General features: G+C 55.8%; 19 protein-coding genes. All 19 read left to right on the top strand.

Annotation, left to right across the window (positions count from 1 at the left end):
• Position 1 precedes the first annotated feature (1 nt).
• The 19 genes from ilvN (at position 2) to secM (ending at position 20,913) form a co-directional block, all read left to right on the top strand.
• Positions 2–493, top strand: a complete 492-nt coding sequence (ilvN, locus tag AC1VYI_RS20995) for an acetolactate synthase small subunit (RefSeq protein ID WP_023310389.1) — start codon at positions 2–4, stop codon at positions 491–493.
• A 179-nt stretch (positions 494–672) separates the two neighbouring features.
• Positions 673–1,680 (top strand): catabolite repressor/activator, encoded by a 1,008-nt coding sequence (gene cra / locus AC1VYI_RS20990; protein WP_008501993.1) that lies wholly within the window; start codon positions 673–675, stop codon positions 1,678–1,680.
• A gap of 599 nt (positions 1,681–2,279) precedes the next feature.
• A complete protein-coding gene (gene mraZ, locus AC1VYI_RS20985) occupies positions 2,280–2,738 on the top strand; it encodes a division/cell wall cluster transcriptional repressor MraZ (protein WP_021240528.1) in 459 nt (152 codons plus the stop codon).
• Positions 2,739–2,740: 2 nt separating this feature from the next.
• Positions 2,741–3,682, top strand: coding sequence for a 16S rRNA (cytosine(1402)-N(4))-methyltransferase RsmH (rsmH, locus tag AC1VYI_RS20980; RefSeq protein ID WP_134866808.1), 942 nt, complete (start codon positions 2,741–2,743; stop codon positions 3,680–3,682).
• On the top strand, positions 3,679–4,044 hold the full coding sequence (ftsL, locus tag AC1VYI_RS20975) for a cell division protein FtsL (RefSeq protein ID WP_008501989.1): 366 nt from the start codon (positions 3,679–3,681) through the stop codon (positions 4,042–4,044). The genes rsmH and ftsL overlap by 4 nt, the downstream gene beginning before the upstream one ends.
• A gap of 15 nt (positions 4,045–4,059) precedes the next feature.
• Positions 4,060–5,826 (top strand): peptidoglycan glycosyltransferase FtsI, encoded by a 1,767-nt coding sequence (locus tag AC1VYI_RS20970; protein WP_023310391.1) that lies wholly within the window; start codon positions 4,060–4,062, stop codon positions 5,824–5,826.
• On the top strand, positions 5,813–7,300 hold the full coding sequence (gene murE / locus AC1VYI_RS20965; RefSeq protein ID WP_134866807.1) for a UDP-N-acetylmuramoyl-L-alanyl-D-glutamate--2,6-diaminopimelate ligase: 1,488 nt from the start codon (positions 5,813–5,815) through the stop codon (positions 7,298–7,300). Before AC1VYI_RS20970 ends, murE begins: the two co-directional genes overlap by 14 nt.
• Entirely contained in the window at positions 7,297–8,655 is a 1,359-nt protein-coding gene (murF, locus tag AC1VYI_RS20960) for a UDP-N-acetylmuramoyl-tripeptide--D-alanyl-D-alanine ligase (protein ID WP_134866806.1), read from the top strand. Before murE ends, murF begins: the two co-directional genes overlap by 4 nt.
• On the top strand, positions 8,649–9,731 hold the full coding sequence (mraY, locus tag AC1VYI_RS20955) for a phospho-N-acetylmuramoyl-pentapeptide-transferase (RefSeq protein ID WP_008501985.1): 1,083 nt from the start codon (positions 8,649–8,651) through the stop codon (positions 9,729–9,731). Before murF ends, mraY begins: the two co-directional genes overlap by 7 nt.
• A gap of 2 nt (positions 9,732–9,733) precedes the next feature.
• Positions 9,734–11,050: a UDP-N-acetylmuramoyl-L-alanine--D-glutamate ligase gene (gene murD, locus AC1VYI_RS20950; RefSeq protein ID WP_045355138.1), complete on the top strand. Its 1,317-nt coding sequence runs from the start codon at positions 9,734–9,736 to the stop codon at positions 11,048–11,050.
• The gene (gene ftsW / locus AC1VYI_RS20945; protein WP_023310395.1) at positions 11,050–12,294 is read left to right on the top strand and encodes a cell division protein FtsW; all 1,245 of its coding nucleotides are present in this window, start codon (positions 11,050–11,052) and stop codon (positions 12,292–12,294) included. The genes murD and ftsW overlap by 1 nt, the downstream gene beginning before the upstream one ends.
• Positions 12,291–13,355, top strand: a complete 1,065-nt coding sequence (gene murG, locus AC1VYI_RS20940) for an undecaprenyldiphospho-muramoylpentapeptide beta-N-acetylglucosaminyltransferase (RefSeq protein ID WP_039260813.1) — start codon at positions 12,291–12,293, stop codon at positions 13,353–13,355. The genes ftsW and murG overlap by 4 nt, the downstream gene beginning before the upstream one ends.
• Positions 13,356–13,411: 56 nt before the next feature.
• Complete coding sequence (murC, locus tag AC1VYI_RS20935) at positions 13,412–14,887, top strand: UDP-N-acetylmuramate--L-alanine ligase (RefSeq protein ID WP_134866805.1); 1,476 nt, start codon at positions 13,412–13,414, stop codon at positions 14,885–14,887.
• A complete protein-coding gene (locus AC1VYI_RS20930) occupies positions 14,880–15,800 on the top strand; it encodes a D-alanine--D-alanine ligase (RefSeq protein ID WP_134866804.1) in 921 nt (306 codons plus the stop codon). The genes murC and AC1VYI_RS20930 overlap by 8 nt, the downstream gene beginning before the upstream one ends.
• 1 nt (position 15,801) lies before the next feature.
• Positions 15,802–16,611: a cell division protein FtsQ gene (gene ftsQ / locus AC1VYI_RS20925; protein ID WP_134866803.1), complete on the top strand. Its 810-nt coding sequence runs from the start codon at positions 15,802–15,804 to the stop codon at positions 16,609–16,611.
• A 29-nt stretch (positions 16,612–16,640) separates the two neighbouring features.
• Positions 16,641–17,897, top strand: a complete 1,257-nt coding sequence (ftsA, locus tag AC1VYI_RS20920; RefSeq protein ID WP_023334508.1) for a cell division protein FtsA — start codon at positions 16,641–16,643, stop codon at positions 17,895–17,897.
• 63 nt (positions 17,898–17,960) lie between these two features.
• Positions 17,961–19,112 (top strand): cell division protein FtsZ, encoded by a 1,152-nt coding sequence (gene ftsZ / locus AC1VYI_RS20915; RefSeq protein WP_008501978.1) that lies wholly within the window; start codon positions 17,961–17,963, stop codon positions 19,110–19,112.
• A 101-nt stretch (positions 19,113–19,213) separates the two neighbouring features.
• A complete protein-coding gene (gene lpxC, locus AC1VYI_RS20910; RefSeq protein ID WP_010426966.1) occupies positions 19,214–20,131 on the top strand; it encodes a UDP-3-O-acyl-N-acetylglucosamine deacetylase in 918 nt (305 codons plus the stop codon).
• Positions 20,132–20,409: 278 nt separating this feature from the next.
• Positions 20,410–20,913, top strand: coding sequence for a secA translation cis-regulator SecM (gene secM, locus AC1VYI_RS20905; RefSeq protein ID WP_023310401.1), 504 nt, complete (start codon positions 20,410–20,412; stop codon positions 20,911–20,913).
• Positions 20,914–20,956 lie beyond the last annotated feature (43 nt).

Raw genomic sequence — 20,956 nt, 5'->3', positions numbered from 1 at the left:
TATGCGCCGGATATTATCTGTTTTACTGGAAAACGAGTCTGGCGCACTGTCGCGCGTCATTGGCCTTTTTGCGCAGCGCGGCTATAACATTGAAAGCCTGACCGTTGCCCCGACGGAAGACCCGACGCTGTCGCGCATGACGATCCAAACCGTCGGCGATGCCAAAGTACTTGAGCAAATTGAAAAACAGCTGCATAAGCTGGTCGACGTACTGCGCGTGAGCGAGCTGGGGCAGGGTGCCTACGTTGAACGTGAGGTCATGCTGGTGAAAATCCAGGCCAGCGGCTACGGGCGTGATGAAGTCAAACGCAATGCGGATATTTTCCGCGGCCAGATTATCGACGTCACGCCTTCTCTTTATACAGTTCAGCTGGTCGGGACAAGCGACAAGCTGGATGCTTTCCTGGCGTCCGTGCGGGATGTCGCAAAAATTGTCGAGGTCGCGAGATCGGGGGTTGTGGGTCTGTCACGCGGCGAGAAAATCATGCGTTAGTTGTCAAAAAGGTTCGCCTCTTTCTGCCCGGTCACCAAAGCCGGGCTTTTTTTTGCGTAATCAGCCGACAACGCAGATAAAAGCGGTTGCCGCGAAGGCTTTTCTGCGTTTAGATGTTAAAAGATTTAACCATAACCTTGACAGGGCCATGGACTCTTTTCTTTTTTTAAGGGGCAATTGTGAAACTGGATGAAATCGCCCGGCTAGCCGGCGTGTCACGAACAACGGCCAGCTATGTGATTAACGGTAAAGCAAAGCAGTACCGTGTCAGCGACAAGACCGTTGAAAAAGTTATGGCGGTGGTTCGTGAGCATAACTACCATCCGAATGCTGTCGCAGCCGGTCTGCGTGCCGGGCGTACCCGCTCTATTGGTCTGGTGATCCCTGACCTGGAAAACACCAGCTATACCCGTATCGCCAACTATCTTGAACGTCAGGCGCGCCAGCGCGGCTATCAATTGCTGATTGCCTGCTCGGAAGACCAGCCCGACAACGAGATGCGCTGCATTGAGCATCTGCTCCAGCGCCAGGTGGATGCAATCATCGTGTCGACCTCCTTGCCGCCAGAGCATCCGTTCTACCAGCGCTGGGCGAACGACCCGTTCCCAATCGTTGCGCTGGATCGCGCGCTCGATCGCGAGCATTTCACCAGCGTCGTGGGTGCGGATCAGGATGATGCAGAAATGCTGGCCGCAGAGCTGAGAACGTTCCCCGCAGAGACAGTGCTGTATCTTGGCGCGTTGCCCGAGCTTTCCGTGAGCTTCCTGCGCGAGCAGGGATTCAGAACCGCCTGGAAAGACGATCCGCGCGAGGTCCACTACCTCTATGCCAATAGCTACGAGCGTGAAGCCGCGGCGCAGCTGTTCGAAAAATGGCTGGAAACGCACCCAATGCCTCAGGCGCTGTTCACCACCTCGTTTGCGCTGTTGCAGGGCGTCATGGATGTGACCTTACGCCGTGAAGGTAAACTGCCCTCCGATCTGGCGATTGCCACGTTCGGGGATAACGAGCTGCTCGACTTCCTCCAGTGCCCGGTGCTGGCGGTAGCACAGCGTCACCGCGATGTGGCTGAACGCGTGCTGGAGATTGTGCTGGCAAGTCTGGATGAGCCGCGCAAACCGAAGCCGGGCCTGACGCGGATCAAACGTAATCTCTACCATCGCGGAATTTTAAGCCGCCAAAAATGAAATGACTGGGGCGGCGAAATCTGCCCCATTTTGTTGCGATAATTCGTGCGCATAATTCCCGGAGAGAAATTAGGATAATTCTTGAGAAATCCTAATCGCCTATTTTCTTAATTCATTCCTGCTTTTAAATTGGCCCTTTAAAGAACGTCCGGGCGATTTTAAACAGCCATCTTTGTATTAATTTGTTACAAACCCTCTTCGGCCGATGAATATTCAGACGTTTTTCCTCCTCCTTTGTCAGCTTACGTGGCAACCGCCGCGCTTACCGGGTGCCCGAGTGAATCTGGCGCTGTTATCCCCTGAGAATCTGTCATAAAATGCTGCCCGCGTCGCAAACTGACACTTTATATTTATCTGCGATGATATTGAGTGAGCTTTAACGCTAGTGTGCATATTCGGTTTTTTTCTTACAAATATTCATAACGTTAATTTTGCCTCGCCAGTTGTGCAGTTATTAACCAGGACTGTTTATCTCTGTAAATAGAGGGCTTTCGGGTTCTTATAGGGAGAGTCCTGGCTTGACAAGCTTTTCCCTCGCTCCGTAAACTCCTTTAGGTGGGAATTTGTGGGTTAAAGTGGTGAGGAGGGGTGAGACTGGCATGTTCCGTGGAGCTACGTTAGTCAATCTCGACAGCAAAGGGCGTTTATCGGTACCAACCCGATACCGCGACCAGCTGATTGAGAACGCTGCGGGTCAAATGGTTTGCACCATTGACATTAACTCCCCCTGCCTGCTGCTTTACCCCTTGCCTGAATGGGAAATTATTGAGCAAAAGCTGTCGCGACTGTCGAGCATGAACCCGCAGGAACGCCGCGTGCAGCGGCTTTTATTGGGACATGCCAGTGAATGTCAGATGGATAACGCAGGGCGATTACTGATTGCGCCTGTGTTGCGGCAACATGCCGGTCTGACCAAAGAAGTGATGCTGGTCGGGCAGTTCAACAAGTTTGAACTGTGGGATGAAACGACCTGGTATCAACAGGTCAAGGAAGATATCGACGCTGAGCAGTCTGATTCCGCGACATTATCGGAACGGCTGCAGGACTTGTCTCTATAAATATGATGGAAAATTATAAACATAAAACGGTGTTACTGGACGAGGCCGTTAACGGTCTGAATATTCGTCCGGATGGCATCTACATTGATGGCACGTTTGGTCGCGGTGGTCACTCGCGTTTGATTCTCTCCCAGCTTGGAGAGGAAGGACGTCTGCTGGCAATCGATCGCGATCCGCAGGCAATTGCCGTTGCACAGACCATCAATGATCCACGCTTTTCCATCGTGCATGGACCTTTCTCTGCGCTCGCGGAATATGTTGCCGAGCGCGGCCTGACGGGCAAGATCGACGGGATTCTTCTCGATCTTGGCGTCTCTTCACCCCAACTTGATGATGCCGAACGTGGTTTCTCCTTTATGCGTGATGGTCCGCTGGACATGCGGATGGACCCGACGCGCGGTCAGTCTGCCGCTGAGTGGTTACAGACCGCTGACGAAGCAGACATTGCATGGGTCATCAAAACGTTTGGCGAAGAGCGCTTTGGCAAACGTATTGCGCGCGCCATCGTTGAGCGCAATCGCATTGAGCCAATGACCCGCACCAAAGAGTTGGCTGAGGTGATCGCGGCGGCGACACCGGTGAAGGATAAGCACAAACATCCCGCGACCCGTACCTTCCAGGCGGTTCGCATCTGGGTAAACAGTGAACTGGAGGAAATAGAGCTGGCGCTAAAAAGCTCGCTCGACGTGCTGGCCCCGGGTGGGCGGTTATCCATCATCAGCTTCCATTCGCTGGAAGACCGTATTGTGAAACGCTTTATGCGTGAACAAAGCCGCGGTCCAAAGGTGCCAGCGGGGCTGCCGATGACGGAAGAACAACTCAGGAAGCTGGGTGGCCGTCAGTTGCGAGCATTAGGCAAGTTGATGCCGGGCGAAGAAGAAGTGGCAGAGAATCCACGCGCCCGTAGTTCAGTGCTGCGTGTTGCAGAGAGGACGAACGCATGATCGGCAGAGTGACAGAGACCCTAAGCAAAGTTAAGGATTCGTTAGGAAGCAACGAGCGCCATGCCTTGCCTGGCGTGATCGGCGACGATCTTTTGCGGTTTGGGAAACTGCCACTCTGTCTGTTCATTTGCATCATTGTCACGGCAGTTACGGTGGTGACCACCGCCCACCATACACGTTTATTGACTGCGCAACGCGAGCAGATGGTACTGGAACGCGATGCGCTGGATATTGAATGGCGAAATCTGATCCTTGAAGAAAACGCGCTCGGCGATCACAGCCGGGTTGAACGGATCGCAACGGAAAAGCTGCAACTGCAGCATGTTGATCCTTCGCAGGAAAATATCGTAGTACAAAAATAAGGGAAAACGCGACGCATGAAAGCAGCGGCAAAAACGCTAAAACCAAAACGTCAGGAAGAACAGGCCAACTTTGTCAGTTGGCGTTTTGCGTTGCTTTGCGGCTGCATTTTACTCGCTCTGGGTTTTCTGCTGGGACGCGTGGCCTGGCTGCAAATCATCGCCCCTGACATGCTGGTGCGCCAGGGCGACATGCGCTCCCTGCGCGTCCAGGAAGTGTCGACATCCCGCGGGATGATCACCGACCGTTCGGGTCGTCCGCTGGCGGTGAGCGTGCCGGTGAAGGCGATCTGGGCCGATCCTAAAGAACTGCATGATGCTGGCGGGATCACGCTTGATAACCGCTGGAAGGCCCTTGCGGATGCGCTGAAGATGCCGCTTGACCAGTTAGCTTCACGCGTAAATACGAACCCGCGAGGGCGGTTTATCTATCTGGCACGTCAGGTGAACCCTGACATGGCAGACTACATCAAAAAATTGAAGCTGCCGGGGATCCATCTGCGTGAAGAATCTCGTCGTTACTATCCTTCCGGCGAAGTGACTGCTCACCTCATTGGCTTTACTAACGTAGATAGCCAGGGGATTGAAGGCGTCGAAAAAAGCTTTGATAAATGGCTAACCGGCCAGCCGGGCGAACGCATTGTGCGTAAAGACCGCTACGGTCGCGTGATCGAGGATATTTCCTCTACGGACAGCCAGGCCGCACACAACCTTGCGCTGAGTATCGATGAGCGCTTGCAGGCGCTGGTTTACCGTGAGCTGAACAACGCCGTGGCCTTCAACAAAGCGGAATCGGGCAGTGCCGTGTTAGTCGACGTCAACACGGGTGAAGTGCTGGCGATGGCCAATAGCCCTTCCTACAACCCTAACAATCTCACCGGTACGCAGAAGGATGTTATGCGTAACCGTACCATCACCGACGTATTCGAACCGGGTTCGACCGTTAAGCCGATGGTAGTCATGACTGCACTCCAGCGCGGTATCGTCAATGAAAACACCGTACTGAATACCATTCCATACCGAATTAACGGCCACGAAATCAAAGACGTGGCGCGCTACAGCGAATTGACCCTGACCGGGGTGTTACAGAAGTCGAGTAACGTCGGTGTTTCAAAGCTGGCGTTAGCGATGCCGTCCTCAGCGTTAGTAGAGACTTACTCACGTTTTGGGCTTGGAAAGGCGACCAATTTGGGGTTGGTCGGAGAACGCAGTGGCTTATATCCTCAAAAACAACGGTGGTCTGACATAGAGAGGGCCACCTTCTCTTTCGGCTACGGGCTAATGGTGACACCGTTACAGTTAGCGCGAGTCTACGCAACGATCGGCAGCTATGGCGTTTATCGTCCGCTGTCGATTACCAAAGTTGATCCACCGGTTCCCGGCGAGCGTATCTTCCCGGAATCAACCGTCCGTACTGTTGTTCATATGATGGAAAGCGTAGCGCTGCCCGGCGGCGGCGGCGTGAAGGCGGCAATCAAAGGTTATCGCATCGCCATCAAGACCGGTACGGCGAAAAAAGTAGGGCCGGACGGCCGCTATATCAATAAATACATTGCCTATACCGCAGGCGTTGCGCCTGCAAGCAATCCGCGTTTTGCGCTGGTGGTCGTGATAAACGATCCACAGGCGGGTAAATACTACGGCGGCGCCGTCTCCGCGCCTGTGTTCGGGGCTATCATGGGCGGCGTGTTACGCACCATGAACATCGAGCCGGATGCGCTGGCGACGGGCGAAAAAAGTGAATTTGTAATTAATCAAGGCGAGGGTACAGGTGGCAGATCGTAATTTGCGCGACCTTCTCGCTCCGTGGGTGCCAAATGCACCGGAGCGAGCACTGCGAGAGATGGTACTGGACAGCCGCGTGGCTGCTTCTGGCGATCTTTTTGTGGCGGTGGTCGGTCATCAGGCGGACGGGCGTCGTTATATCCCGCAGGCGATTGCGCAAGGTGTGGCTGCCATTATTGCTGAGGCCAAAGATGAGGCAACCGACGGTGCGATCCGTGAAATGCACGGGGTGCCGGTCATCTATCTCAGCCAGTTAAACGAGCGTCTTTCCGCGCTGGCGGGGCGTTTTTATCACGAACCTTCCGACCAGCTGTGCCTGGTTGGCGTGACGGGTACCAACGGTAAAACCACTACCACGCAGCTGATGGCGCAGTGGGCCCAGCTGCTGGGTGAAACCGGTGCGGTGATGGGTACCGTGGGTAACGGCCTGCTGGGCAAAGTGAGCCCGACGGAAAACACCACCGGCTCGGCGGTAGACGTACAGCATGTGCTTGCCGGTCTGGCAGGGCAGGGGGCAACCTTTGCTGCGATGGAAGTCTCTTCGCACGGTCTGGTTCAGCACCGCGTCGCGGCGCTGAAATTTGCCGCGTCCGTGTTTACCAACCTGAGCCGCGATCATCTTGATTATCACGGTGATATGGAGCATTACGAAGCCGCGAAATGGCTGCTGTTCTCTACTCACCATTACGGACAAGCCATCATCAACGCCGACGACGAAGTGGGCCGCCGCTGGCTGGCGAAACTGCCGGATGCGGTTGCAGTGTCGATGGAAGACCATATCAATCCGAACTGCCACGGCCGCTGGCTGAAGGCGGTTGAGGTGAATTATCACGACAGCGGAGCGACAATCCGCTTTGCCTCTTCCTGGGGGGAAGGTGAAATTGAAAGCCGCCTGATGGGCGCCTTTAACGTCAGCAACCTGCTGCTGGCGCTGGCAACGCTGCTGGCGCTGGGTTATCCGATGGCTGAACTGCTGAAAACCTCAGCGCGTCTGCAGCCTGTTTGCGGCCGTATGGAAGTGTTCAGCGCGCCGGGCAAACCGACCGTTGTGGTTGATTATGCCCACACGCCGGATGCGCTGGAAAAAGCGCTGGAGGCGGCGCGCCTGCACTGCACAGGGAAGCTCTGGTGCGTGTTTGGCTGCGGCGGCGATCGCGACAAAGGCAAACGCCCGCTGATGGGGGCTATTGCCGAGCAGTTTGCAGATATTCCGGTTGTGACCGATGACAACCCGCGTACCGAAGAGCCGCGCGCCATTATTAATGACATTCTGGCGGGCATGCTGGACGCGGGCCGCGCTCGCGTGGTGGAAGGGCGTGCGGAAGCCGTGACCAACACCATCATGCAGGCGCAGGAGAATGATGTTGTTCTGCTGGCGGGCAAAGGCCATGAAGATTATCAGATCGTTGGCAATCGCCGTCTGGACTACTCGGACCGCGTAACGGCAGCACGCCTGCTGGGAGTCGTGGCATGATTAGCATCACGTTAAGCCAGGCCGCTGCTATTCTGCAGGGCGACCTCTACGGGCAAGACCTGACCATTGATGCCGTAACGACGGACACCCGTAAAATCACCGCAGGCTGTCTGTTTGTGGCGCTGAAAGGCGAGCGTTTTGACGCACATGATTTTGCGGAACAGGCCAAAGAGAACGGCGCTGGTGCGCTGCTCGTCAGCCGCAGGCTCGATATCGATCTGCCGCAAATTGTGGTGAAAGATACGCGTCTCGCGTTCGGTGAGCTGGCCGCCTGGGTTCGTCAGCAGGTCCCTACTCGCGTTGTCGCCTTGACCGGTTCATCAGGCAAGACGTCGGTGAAAGAGATGACGGCGGCGATCCTCAGCCAGTGCGGGAATACGCTTTATACCGCGGGCAACCTCAATAATGACATCGGCGTGCCGATGACATTACTCCGTCTGACTAAAGAACACGAATTTGCGGTGATCGAGTTAGGGGCGAACCACCAGGGCGAAATCGCCTGGACCGTGAGCCTGACTCGCCCGGAAGCCGCGCTGGTGAACAACCTCGCGGCGGCGCATCTGGAAGGTTTTGGCTCGCTGGAAGGCGTAGCGAAAGCCAAAGGTGAGATTTATACCGGCCTGCCGGATGACGGTATCGCCATCCTGAACGCCGACAACAACGACTGGCTGAACTGGCAAAGCATCATTGGTTCGCGTAAAACCTGGCGCTTCTCGCCGAATGCGGCCAGCAGTGATTTTACCGCGACCAATATCCACGTGACGTCGCACGGTACGGAGTTCACCCTCACCACCCCAACGGGTGGCATTGATGTGCTGCTGCCGCTGCCGGGTCGCCATAACATCGCCAATGCGCTTGCGGCGGCGGCGTTGTCGACGGCGGTGGGCGCGTCGCATGAAGCGATTAAAACCGGGCTGGCGAACCTGAAAGCCGTGCCGGGGCGTCTGTTCCCGATTCAGCTTTCGGAAAACAAGCTGCTGCTGGATGACTCCTACAACGCGAACGTTGGCTCAATGACGGCGGCGGTGCAGGTGTTATCTGAAATGCCGGGCTATCGCATCATGGTGGTGGGCGATATGGCAGAGCTGGGCGACGAAAGCGAAGCCTGCCATACCCAGGTCGGTGAAGCGGCGAAAGCGGCGGGGCTGGACTGCGTGCTGAGCGCAGGAAAACTGAGCCAGGCGATTAGCCATGCCAGCGGCGTTGGCGAGCATTTTGCTGATAAAACCGCGTTGATAGCGCGCCTTAAGGCGTTGATTACAGAAAAACAAATTGTGACTGTGTTAGTGAAAGGTTCACGTAGTGCCGCCATGGAAGAGGTTGTGCACGCATTACAGGAGAACGGGACATGTTAGTTTGGCTGGCCGAACATTTGGTCAAATATTATTCAGGCTTTAACGTCTTTTCGTATCTGACGTTTCGCGCCATCGTCAGCCTGCTGACTGCGCTGTTCATCTCGTTGTGGATGGGCCCGCGCATGATTGCCCGTCTGCAAAAACTCTCTTTCGGCCAGGTTGTGCGTAACGACGGTCCGGAATCGCACTTCAGCAAGCGCGGTACGCCGACGATGGGCGGGATCATGATCCTGACCGCCATCGTCGTTTCCGTGCTGCTGTGGGCGTATCCCTCCAACCCGTACGTCTGGTGCGTTCTGACGGTACTGGTGGGTTACGGGATCATCGGTTTTGTTGATGATTACCGCAAAGTCGTTCGCAAAGATACTAAGGGCCTGATCGCGCGCTGGAAATATTTCTGGATGTCGGTGATCGCGCTGGGCGTGGCCTTCGCACTGTATCTGGCAGGCAAAGACACGCCAGCCACCGAGCTGGTCGTGCCGTTCTTTAAGGACGTGATGCCGCAGCTGGGGCTGTTCTACATCCTGCTGGCCTACTTTGTGATTGTTGGTACCGGCAACGCCGTTAACCTGACCGACGGCCTGGATGGTCTGGCGATTATGCCAACCGTCTTTGTGGCCGCCGGTTTTGCGCTGGTGGCGTGGGCGACCGGTAACATGAACTTTGCAAATTATCTGCACATCCCTTATCTGCGCCACGCGGGTGAGCTGGTGATCGTCTGTACGGCGATTGTCGGCGCGGGGCTGGGCTTCCTGTGGTTCAACACCTATCCGGCGCAGGTCTTTATGGGTGACGTCGGTTCTCTGGCTTTGGGCGGTGCGCTCGGCATTATCGCCGTACTGCTGCGTCAGGAGTTCCTGCTGGTGATCATGGGCGGCGTGTTTGTGGTTGAAACCCTGTCGGTGATTTTGCAGGTCGGTTCCTTCAAGCTGCGCGGTCAGCGCATCTTCCGTATGGCGCCGATTCACCACCACTATGAACTGAAAGGCTGGCCGGAGCCGCGCGTGATTGTGCGCTTCTGGATTATTTCGCTGATGCTGGTGCTGATTGGCCTGGCAACGCTGAAGGTACGTTAATCATGGCAGATTACCAGGGCAAAAAAGTCGTTATCATCGGGTTGGGTCTCACGGGGCTCTCCTGCGTGGACTTTTTCCTCGCACGCGGCGTGACGCCGCGCGTGATGGATACGCGTGTCTCTCCGCCGGGTCTGGACAAACTGCCGGAACAGGTTGAACGCCACCTTGGTGGTCTGAATGATGACTGGCTGCTGGCAGCCGATCTGATTGTCGCAAGCCCAGGTATGGCGCTGGCGCATCCTTCGCTGAGCGCTGCCGCGGATGCGGGCGTTGAGATTGTCGGCGATATCGAACTCTTCTGCCGCGAAGCGCAGGCGCCCGTTATCGCCATTACCGGTTCTAACGGTAAAAGCACCGTCACCACCCTGGTGGGTGAAATGGCGAAAGCGGCGGGAATGAACGTCGGCGTTGGCGGTAACATTGGTTTACCCGCTCTGATGCTGCTGGACAAAGGCTGCGAGCTGTATGTTCTCGAGCTTTCCAGCTTCCAGCTGGAAACCACCTCCAGCCTGCACGCTGCGGCTGCGACGATCCTCAACGTGACTGAAGATCATATGGACAGGTATCCATTTGGTCTTCAGCAGTACCGTGCCGCCAAGCTCCGCGTTTATGAAAATGCCAAAGTCTGCGTTGTTAACGCCGATGACGCGCTAACCATGCCGGTGCGTGGCGCAGACGATCGCTGTATTAGCTTCGGTATCACGATGGGCGATTACCACCTGAACCGTCAGCTGGGCGAAACCTGGCTGCGCGTGAAGGGTGAGAAAGTGCTGAACGTGAAAGAGATGAAGCTCTCAGGTCAGCACAACTATACCAATGCCCTGGCGGCGCTGGCGCTGGCGGATGCAGTAGGACTTCCGCGCTCCTCCAGCCTGAAAGCGTTAACCACGTTTTCTGGTCTGGCGCACCGTTTCCAGCTGGCGCTGGAGCACAACGGCGTGCGCTGGATCAACGACTCCAAAGCCACCAACGTGGGCAGCACCGAGGCCGCGCTGAATGGCCTGCACGTTGACGGCACCCTGCATTTACTGCTGGGCGGCGACGGTAAATCAGCGGATTTCTCCTCCCTGAAGCCGTATCTCGCCGGAGATAACATCCGCCTGTACTGCTTCGGCCGTGACGGCAGCGAGCTGGCTGAACTGCGCCCTGAGGTTGCCGAGCAAACCGAAACCATGGAACAGGCGATGCGGCTGATTGCCCCTCGCGTGAAGCCAGGCGATATGGTGCTGCTCTCTCCGGCCTGCGCCAGCCTCGATCAATTCAAGAATTTCGAACAGCGTGGTGATGTCTTTACCCGCCTGGCGAAGGAGTTAGGCTAATGCGTTTATCTCTCCCTCGCCTGAAAATGCCGCGCCTGCCAGGATTTGGGATCCTGGCATGGGTGTTTGCGGCGCTCAAAGGCTGGGTGATGGGCTCTCGTCAAAAAGATAACGACAGCCTGGTCATGTACGATCGCACGCTGTTCTGGCTCACGATGGGGCTGGCGGCGGTCGGCTTCATTATGGTCACGTCAGCTTCAATGCCCGTCGGGCAGCGTCTGGCGAACGATCCTTTCCTGTTTGCCAAGCGTGATGGTCTGTACATTATCCTGGCATTCTGCCTGGCGCTGGTGACCTTGCGTCTGCCGATGGAGTTCTGGCAGCGGCACAGTACGGCGATGCTGATCGCCTCGATTATTATGCTGCTGATCGTGCTGGTGGTGGGGAGCTCTGTTAACGGCGCATCACGCTGGATCGCCTTTGGCCCGCTGCGCATTCAGCCTGCGGAATTTACCAAGCTCTCCCTGTTCTGCTACCTCGCTAACTACCTGGTGCGTAAGGTAGATGAAGTGCGTAACAACCTGCGCGGCTTCTTAAAACCGATGGGCGTGATTCTGGTGCTGGCGGTATTACTGCTGGCGCAGCCTGACCTCGGTACCGTTGTCGTGCTGTTCGTTACCACCCTGGCGATGCTGTTCCTGGCGGGCGCGAAGCTGTGGCAGTTCATCGCTATCATCGGGATGGGGATTTCAGCGGTTGTGCTGCTGATCCTCGCCGAGCCTTACCGTATTCGCCGTGTAACCTCGTTCTGGAACCCGTGGGAAGATCCGTTCGGCAGCGGTTATCAGCTGACGCAGTCGCTGATGGCCTTTGGTCGCGGTGAAGTCTGGGGGCAGGGGCTGGGTAACTCAGTACAGAAACTGGAGTATTTACCGGAAGCGCATACTGACTTCATCTTCTCCATTATTGCGGAAGAACTGGGTTATATCGGTGTGGTATTAGCGCTATTAATGGTATTCTTCGTCGCTTTCCGCGCCATGTCCATCGGGCGGAAAGCGCTGGAGATCGATCACCGCTTCTCAGGATTCTTAGCCTGTTCAATTGGTATCTGGTTTAGCTTCCAGGCATTGGTTAACGTCGGGGCCGCAGCGGGTATGCTGCCGACCAAAGGTCTGACGTTGCCGTTGATCAGTTATGGTGGTTCCAGTCTGTTGATTATGTCGACGGCCATCATGTTTTTGTTGCGCATAGATTATGAAACGCGTCTGGAAAAAGCCCAGGCGTTTACACGAGGTTCACGATGAATCAACCGAAGCGGTTAATGGTGATGGCAGGCGGTACCGGTGGACACGTGTTCCCGGGACTGGCGGTTGCGCACCATTTAATGGATCAGGGCTGGCAGGTACGCTGGCTGGGAACCGCAGACCGCATGGAAGCCGATCTGGTACCGAAGCACGGTATTGAGATCGACTTTATTCGTATTTCCGGCCTTCGGGGCAAAGGCCTCAAGGCAATGCTGCTGGCACCGGTGCGTATTTTTAACGCCTGGCGTCAGGCGCGCACCATCATGAAGCGCTTTAAGCCAGATGTGGTGCTGGGCATGGGCGGTTATGTCTCGGGTCCTGGCGGGCTGGCGGCGTGGTCGTTAGGCATTCCCGTTGTGCTGCATGAACAGAACGGTATTGCCGGACTGACCAACAAGTGGCTGGCGAAAATCGCTACCAAAGTTATGCAGGCATTTCCCGGCGCGTTCCCGAAAGCGGACGTGGTGGGTAACCCGGTGCGTGTGGACGTGCTGGCGCTGCCGCTACCGGATGCTCGCCTGACGGGCCGTGAAGGGCCGGTTCGTGTACTGGTCGTCGGCGGCTCTCAGGGCGCACGCATTCTAAACCAGACGATGCCGCAGGTTGCCGCAAAGCTGGGGGATACCGTGACGATCTGGCACCAGAGCGGAAAAGGCGCTCAGCAGACCGTTGAGCAAGCGTACGCAGACGAAGGCCAGCCGCAGCATAAAGTCACAGAGTTTATCGACGACATGGCGGCAGCGTATGCCTGGGCCGATGTCGTGGTCTGTCGTTCAGGCGCGCTGACGGTGAGCGAGATCGCCGCCGCGGGTCTGCCGGCCCTGTTTGTGCCGTTCCAGCACAAAGACAGACAGCAGTACTGGAATGCGCTGCCGCTTGAGAAAGCCGGTGCCGCGAAGATATTTGAGCAGCCACAATTTACCGCCGACGCGGTCGCCACCACCCTGGCGGGCTGGAACAGAGACGCACTGCTGGAGATGGCGCAACGCGCGCGCGCGGCCGCTATCCCTGATGCGACGGAACGGGTGGCAAAAGAAGTGAGCCTGGCAGCCCAGGCTTAACCCTCGCAGCGCGTGTTGCGCTGCACGAATTTTAAGTAGTCGATGGCGTTTAGAGAATGAATACACAACAACTGGCAAAACTGCGTTCAATCGTGCCCGAGATGCGTCGCGTCCGGCACATTCACTTTGTTGGCATCGGTGGTGCTGGCATGGGCGGTATTGCCGAAGTGTTAGCTAACGAAGGCTATCAGATCAGCGGGTCTGACCTGGCGCCAAACCCTGTAACGCAGCAGCTGGCGTCGCTTGGGGCGACTATCTATTTCAACCATCGCCCGGAAAACGTGCGCGATGCGAGCGTGGTGGTGGTCTCAAGCGCTATCTCCTCTGACAACCCGGAAATCGTTGCCGCGCACGAAGCGCGCATTCCGGTGATCCGCCGTGCAGAAATGCTGGCGGAACTGATGCGTTTCCGTCACGGCATCGCCATTGCCGGGACCCACGGTAAAACCACGACCACGGCGATGGTCTCCAGTATTTATGCGGAAGCGGGTCTCGACCCGACGTTCGTCAACGGCGGTCTGGTCAAAGCAGCGGGCGTACATGCGCGTCTGGGACACAGCCGTTACCTGATTGCTGAAGCGGATGAGAGCGACGCGTCGTTCCTGCACCTGCAGCCGATGGTGGCGATTGTCACTAACATCGAAGCTGACCATATGGATACCTACCAGGGCGACTTCGAGAACTTAAAGCAGACCTTCATCAACTTCCTGCACAACCTGCCGTTCTATGGACGCGCGGTCATGTGCGTTGACGATCCGGTGATCCGCGAGCTGCTGCCGCGCGTGGGTCGTCAAATCACCACTTACGGCTTCAGCGAAGACGCTGACGTCCGCGTGGAAGAGTACAAACAGATCGGTGCGCAGGGGCATTTCACTCTGGCGCGTCAGGACAAAGAGCTGCTGCACGTCACGCTGAATGCGCCAGGGCGCCATAACGCCCTCAATGCCGCAGCGGCTGTGGCCGTCGCGACGGAAGAAGGCATTGATGATGATGCCATTCTGCGCGCGCTGGAAAGCTTCCAGGGCACCGGCCGTCGTTTCGACTTTCTCGGTGAATTCCCGCTGGACGCCGTTAACGGTAAAGCCGGCACAGCGATGCTGGTGGACGACTACGGCCACCATCCGACCGAAGTGGACGCCACCATTAAAGCCGCGCGTACAGGCTGGCCTGACAAAAATCTGGTGATGATCTTCCAGCCGCACCGCTTCACGCGTACGCGCGATCTGTACGACGATTTCGCCAGCGTCCTGTCACAGGTAGACACCCTGTTAATGCTGGACGTGTACGCCGCAGGCGAGACGCCGATTCCGGGTGCTGACAGCCGTTCCCTGTGTCGTACCATCCGTGGACGCGGTAAAGTTGACCCTATTCTGGTTTCTGACCCTGCACAGGTGGCGGAAATTCTGGCACCGGTCCTGACGGGTAACGATTTGATTCTGATTCAGGGTGCGGGAAATATCGGCAAAATCGCCCGTACCTTAGCTGAAATCAAACTGAAGCCGCAAACCCAGGAGGATGAGCATCATGGCTGATAAGATTGCTGTCCTGTCTGGCGGCACCTCCGCCGAGCGCGAGGTTTCCCTGAATTCCGGCGCGGCTGTGCTGGCGGGCCTGCGCGAAGGTGGCGTCAATGCGCACCTGGTTGATCCAAAAGAGGTCGACGTGACGCAATTAAAAGCCATGGGCTTCGATAAAGTCTTTATCGCTTTGCATGGTCGCGGCGGTGAAGACGGCACCCTGCAGGGACTTCTGGATCTGATCGGCCTGCCGTACACCGGCAGCGGCGTGATGGCTTCCGCTATCTCTATGGATAAACTGCGCAGCAAGCTGCTGTGGCAGGGGGCAGGGTTACCTGTTGCGCCATGGGTAGCGCTGACGCGTCGCGAATTTGAATTGGGCCTGTCGGATAGCGTTAATGCACGCATTGCTGAGCTAGGCTTACCGGTTATTGTAAAGCCCAGCCGGGAAGGCTCCAGCGTGGGAATGTCCAAAGTCGACAAAGCTGAAGATCTTTCGTCCGCTTTAGTGCTGGCATTTCAACATGATGAAGAAGTTCTGATTGAAAAATGGCTCAGCGGGCCGGAATTTACCGTCGCGATGCTTGGCGAAGAAATTTTACCGTCAATCAGTATCCAACCGGCCGGAACCTTCTATGATTATGAGGCGAAGTATCTCTCTGATGAGACGCAATATTTCTGCCCTTGTGGTCTTGAAGCTGAGCGTGAAGCCGATTTACAGTCCCTGGTGCTTAAAGCCTGGCATGTTCTGGGTTGCCGTGGCTGGGGACGCATCGACGTGATGCAGGACAGCGATGGACAATTTTATCTGCTGGAAGCGAATACCTCTCCGGGAATGACCAGCCACAGCCTTGTGCCGATGGCCGCGCGTCAGGCGGGGATGAGTTTCTCGCAGTTAGTCGTACGCATTCTGGACCAGGCGGGCTGATATGTCTCAGGCTGCATTGAACACGCGCAACCGCGATGACGAGGACGAATACGCCTCTTCACGCCGCAGTAATGGAACGCGTCTTGCAGGCATCATTTTCCTGCTCGGGGTGCTGTGCACCGTGTTTATCAGCGGCTGGATGGTCCTGGGCTGGATGGAAGATGCACAGCGGTTGCCGCTTTCTAAGCTGGTGGTCACCGGTGAGCGTCACTACACGCGTAACGACGATATTCGCCAGTCAATACTGGCGCTGGGCTCACCTGGCACCTTTATGACGCAGGACGTCAATATTATCCAGAGCCAGATAGAACGTCTGCCATGGATAAAACAGGCGAGCGTAAGAAAGCAATGGCCTGATGAATTGAAGATTCATCTGGTTGAATATGTGCCCATTGCGCGTTGGAATGATCAGCACATGGTTGACGCAGACGGAAATTCCTTCAGCGTCCCGGCCGATCGTGTCAACAAGCAAAATTTACCGATGTTGTATGGCCCGGAAGGTAGCGAAAACGAAGTATTACAGGGTTTTCGCGAAATGGGTCAGGTGCTGGCGAAGGACAGGTTTACGTTAAAAGATGCAGCCATGACGGCGCGCCGTTCCTGGCAGCTGACGTTAACAAACGGCATTAAGCTCAACCTGGGACGCGGCGACACAATGAAGCGTCTGGCGCGTTTTGTCGAACTTTACCCGGTTTTACAGCAGCAGGCACAGACTGACGGCAAACGGATAAGCTACGTTGATTTGCGCTATGACTCAGGCGCAGCAGTCGGTTGGGTACCGGCTCCGGTCGAGGAACCTAATCAGCAATAGAATCAGGCACAGGTACAGGCAGAACAACAATGATCAAGGCGACGGACAGAAAACTGGTAGTTGGACTGGAGATTGGCACCGCGAAGGTTGCCGCTTTAGTAGGGGAAGTTCTGCCCGACGGTATGGTCAATATCATTGGCGTAGGCAGTTGCCCGTCCCGTGGTATGGATAAAGGTGGGGTAAACGATCTTGAATCGGTGGTGAAATGCGTTCAGCGCGCCATCGATCAGGCTGAACTGATGGCAGATTGCCAGATTTCTTCTGTCTATCTGGCCCTTTCTGGTAAGCATATTAGCTGCCAGAACGAAATCGGTATGGTGCCGATTTCCGAAGAAGAAGTGACGCAGGAAGACGTTGAAAACGTTGTGCACACCGCGAAATCCGTGCGTGTCCGCGACGAGCATCGCGTGCTGCACGTCATTCCGCAGGAATATGCGATTGACTACCAGGAAGGGATTAAGAACCCGGTCGGTCTTTCTGGCGTACGTATGCAGGCAAAAGTGCACCTGATCACATGTCACAACGATATGGCGAAGAACATTGTAAAAGCCGTTGAACGTTGTGGCCTGAAAGTTGACCAACTTATTTTCGCCGGCCTGGCGGCAAGTTATTCCGTACTGACCGAAGATGAACGTGAACTGGGTGTCTGTGTGGTCGATATTGGTGGTGGTACAATGGATATCGCCGTGTATACCGGCGGTGCGTTGCGCCACACGAAAGTGATCCCTTATGCCGGGAACGTTGTAACCAGCGATATTGCTTACGCTTTTGGTACGCCGCCGAGCGATGCAGAAGCGATTAAAGTGCGCCACGGCTGTGCGCTGGGATCTATCGTTGGCAAAGATGAGAGCGTTGAAGTGCCGAGCGTCGGTGGTCGTCCACCGCGTAGCCTGCAGCGCCAGACGTTGGCAGAGGTCATTGAGCCGCGCTATACCGAGCTGCTCAACCTGGTCAACGAAGAGATTTTACAGTTACAGGAACAGCTTCGTCAGCAGGGCGTTAAACATCATCTTGCGGCGGGGATTGTATTAACCGGCGGTGCAGCGCAAATTGAAGGTCTTGCGGCCTGTGCTCAGCGGGTGTTCCATACGCAGGTGCGTATTGGTGCGCCGCTGAATATCACCGGTTTAACGGATTATGCTCAGGAGCCGTATTATTCAACGGCTGTGGGCCTGCTCCACTACGGGAAGGAATCTCATCTCAGTGGTGAAGCAGAAGTGGAAAAACGCGTCTCAGTGGGGTCGTGGGTCAAACGACTGAACAACTGGTTGCGAAAAGAGTTTTAATTTTTTTAAGAGACCGGAGAGAATTAGCGGTCTCGGGCGACAGGCACAACGGAGAGAGAAATTATGTTTGAACCTATGGAACTGACCAACGACGCGGTGATTAAAGTCATCGGCGTCGGTGGCGGCGGCGGTAACGCCGTAGAGCATATGGTGCGTGAACGCATTGAAGGTGTTGAATTCTTCGCAGTTAACACCGATGCGCAGGCACTGCGTAAGACGGCTGTAGGCCAGACTATCCAGATCGGCGGTGGTATCACCAAAGGGCTGGGAGCAGGGGCTAACCCGGAAGTCGGTCGCAATGCGGCTGAGGAAGATCGTGAAGCGCTGCGCGCTGCGCTGGAAGGTGCGGACATGGTCTTCATCGCAGCAGGCATGGGTGGCGGTACCGGTACCGGCGCAGCACCTGTTGTGGCTGAAGTGGCTAAAGATTTAGGTATCCTGACCGTTGCTGTCGTGACCAAGCCTTTCAATTTTGAAGGCAAGAAGCGTATGGCCTTCGCGGAGCAGGGTATCACCGAGCTGTCCAAGCATGTGGACTCGCTGATCACCATCCCGAACGACAAACTGTTGAAAGTTCTGGGTCGCGGTATCTCCCTGCTGGACGCATTCGGTGCAGCAAACGACGTGCTGAAAGGCGCGGTTCAGGGTATCGCTGAACTGATTACCCGTCCTGGCCTGATGAACGTTGACTTTGCAGACGTTCGCACCGTGATGTCCGAAATGGGCTACGCGATGATGGGCTCTGGCGTGGCGAGCGGCGAAGACCGTGCAGAAGAAGCGGCTGAAATGGCTATCTCTTCTCCACTGCTGGAAGATATCGATCTGTCTGGTGCGCGCGGCGTGCTGGTCAACATTACCGCTGGCTTTGACCTGCGTCTGGATGAGTTCGAAACCGTGGGTAACACTATCCGTGCGTTCGCCTCTGACAACGCTACCGTGGTAATCGGTACTTCTCTTGACCCTGAAATGAACGACGAGCTGCGTGTTACCGTTGTTGCGACCGGTATCGGTATGGACAAGCGCCCAGAAATCACTCTGGTGACTAACAAGCAGACTCAGCAACCGGTAATGGATCGTTACCAGCAGCACGGTATGTCTCCTCTGACTCAGGAGCAGAAACCGGCCGCGAAAGTGGTGAACGACCCAACGCCTCAAACGGCGAAAGAGCCAGATTATCTGGATATCCCGGCGTTCCTGCGTAAGCAAGCTGACTAAGAATTGGCTGGAATTTGGGGATTTGCGCTCTTTGTGCTAAACTGGCCCACCGTTAGTGATATACACTCTCGGTTGGATAGTTAATTTGGCGAGATTATACGATGATCAAACAAAGGACACTTAAACGTATCGTTCAGGCGACTGGTGTCGGTTTACATACCGGCAAGAAAGTCACGCTGACGTTACGCCCTGCGCCGGCCAATACCGGGGTCATCTATCGTCGCACCGACTTGAATCCACCGGTAGATTTTCCGGCCGATGCCAAATCTGTGCGTGATACTATGCTCTGTACTTGTCTGGTGAACGAGCATGACGTGCGGATTTCTACCGTAGAGCACCTGAACGCCGCCCTGGCGGGTCTGGGTATCGATAACATTATTGTTGAAGTCGATGCGCCAGAAATCCCGATTATGGATGGCAGTGCTGCACCGTTCGTCTATCTGTTGCTGGATGCCGGCATCGAAGAACTGAACTGCGCGAAGAAATTTGTACGCATCAAAGAGACCGTTCGCGTCGAAGATGGCGACAAGTGGGCTGAATTCAAACCGTACAATGGTTTCTCGTTGGACTTTACCATCGACTTTAACCATCCGGCGATTGATTCCAGCACCCAACGCTATGCGATGAACTTCTCTGCTGATGCGTTTATGCGCCAGATCAGCCGAGCCCGTACATTTGGCTTCATGCGTGATATCGAATATCTGCAGTCCCGCGGCCTGTGCCTGGGCGGCAGCTTCGATTGTGCCATCGTTGTTGACGATTATCGCGTACTGAACGAAGACGGCCTGCGTTTCGAAGATGAATTCGTTCGTCACAAAATGCTGGATGCTATCGGCGACCTGTTCATGTGTGGTCACAACATCATTGGTGCATTTACCGCGTTCAAATCCGGTCATGCGCTGAACAACAAACTGTTGCAGGCCGTCCTGGCAAAACAGGAAGCCTGGGAATATGTGACCTTCGAAGACGAAGCAGAACTGCCGCTGGCTTTCAAAGCGCCAAACATGGTTCTGGCGTAACGGTTCACGCCGTTTCGTAAAAAATAGACTGGTTAACCTGGTACTCTCTCCGACCAGGGAGACCAGTCGTTTTTATTTTTACCCTTCTTAGTTTGCCCCAGCGTTATCTCTCGTTTGTCTTACGCAGAAAATGTGTGCGTTAGCTGCATTCTTGACCGTTTTTCCCCGCGGCGGCACCTCATTCCTGCTGATGTATATTGGCTTTAGTGGTACTATCTGGGCGCTAAAAAGAATAACTGAACTCAGCCTCTGCAAGGCTGGCTTATTGGGTGGAGCAGGTGAGCGGAATACTGACGCGCTGGCGACAATTTGGCAGACGTTACTTCTGGCCGCATCTCTTATTAGGGATGGTCGCGGCGAGTTTCGGCTTGCCTGCGCTCAGCAACAGTGCCGAAGCGGCGACGCCCGCAAAAACCTCCACCACCAAACACGATCTCAATTCGCGGGTTAACTTCACTAACCTCGCGTGGCTTGAAGCCAACCGCCGCCCAAACTTCTCCGTCGATTACTGGCACCAGCACGCTATCCGCACGGTTATCCGCCATCTGTCCTTCGCGATGGCACCGCAGGCCATGCCTGTTGCGGAAGAGGCGCTGCCGGTGCAGGCTCAGCATCTTGCCCTGCTGGACACGCTCAACGCGCTGCTTACGCAGGACAGCCAGCCGCCGGTCATGGTTCGTCAGACAACGCAGCGTGCGTTTGTTTCACCTGTTTCATTCTCTGTTTCAACCTGGATTAGCCAGGCCCACGGCATTCGCGCCGGGCCGCAGCGCCTCAGCTAAATTAACTTTTTCAATACCTTAATTTATCTGCCCATACTGGGGC

The sequence above is a fragment of the Enterobacter sp. QK-SA4 genome, from assembly GCF_056856775.1.
The sequence above is the reverse complement of the archived record's forward strand: the minus strand, read 5'-3'. Positions and strand labels throughout refer to the sequence as shown.

What these genes read in the sequence shown, in the direction of transcription:
- ftsQ (WP_134866803.1), top strand. Translation starts at nt 15,802, where the DNA reads ATGTCTCAGGCTGCATTGAACACGCGCAACCGCGATGACGAGGACGAA.
- murG (WP_039260813.1), top strand. Translation starts at nt 12,291, where the DNA reads ATGAATCAACCGAAGCGGTTAATGGTGATGGCAGGCGGTACCGGTGGA.
- AC1VYI_RS20930 (WP_134866804.1), top strand. Translation starts at nt 14,880, where the DNA reads ATGGCTGATAAGATTGCTGTCCTGTCTGGCGGCACCTCCGCCGAGCGC.
- ftsL (WP_008501989.1), top strand. Translation starts at nt 3,679, where the DNA reads ATGATCGGCAGAGTGACAGAGACCCTAAGCAAAGTTAAGGATTCGTTA.
- lpxC (WP_010426966.1), top strand. Translation starts at nt 19,214, where the DNA reads ATGATCAAACAAAGGACACTTAAACGTATCGTTCAGGCGACTGGTGTC.
- mraZ (WP_021240528.1), top strand. Translation starts at nt 2,280, where the DNA reads ATGTTCCGTGGAGCTACGTTAGTCAATCTCGACAGCAAAGGGCGTTTA.
- ftsW (WP_023310395.1), top strand. Translation starts at nt 11,050, where the DNA reads ATGCGTTTATCTCTCCCTCGCCTGAAAATGCCGCGCCTGCCAGGATTT.
- murD (WP_045355138.1), top strand. Translation starts at nt 9,734, where the DNA reads ATGGCAGATTACCAGGGCAAAAAAGTCGTTATCATCGGGTTGGGTCTC.
- mraY (WP_008501985.1), top strand. Translation starts at nt 8,649, where the DNA reads ATGTTAGTTTGGCTGGCCGAACATTTGGTCAAATATTATTCAGGCTTT.
- AC1VYI_RS20970 (WP_023310391.1), top strand. Translation starts at nt 4,060, where the DNA reads ATGAAAGCAGCGGCAAAAACGCTAAAACCAAAACGTCAGGAAGAACAG.
- murF (WP_134866806.1), top strand. Translation starts at nt 7,297, where the DNA reads ATGATTAGCATCACGTTAAGCCAGGCCGCTGCTATTCTGCAGGGCGAC.
- ftsA (WP_023334508.1), top strand. Translation starts at nt 16,641, where the DNA reads ATGATCAAGGCGACGGACAGAAAACTGGTAGTTGGACTGGAGATTGGC.
- ftsZ (WP_008501978.1), top strand. Translation starts at nt 17,961, where the DNA reads ATGTTTGAACCTATGGAACTGACCAACGACGCGGTGATTAAAGTCATC.
- ilvN (WP_023310389.1), top strand. Translation starts at nt 2, where the DNA reads ATGCGCCGGATATTATCTGTTTTACTGGAAAACGAGTCTGGCGCACTG.
- murC (WP_134866805.1), top strand. Translation starts at nt 13,412, where the DNA reads ATGAATACACAACAACTGGCAAAACTGCGTTCAATCGTGCCCGAGATG.
- rsmH (WP_134866808.1), top strand. Translation starts at nt 2,741, where the DNA reads ATGATGGAAAATTATAAACATAAAACGGTGTTACTGGACGAGGCCGTT.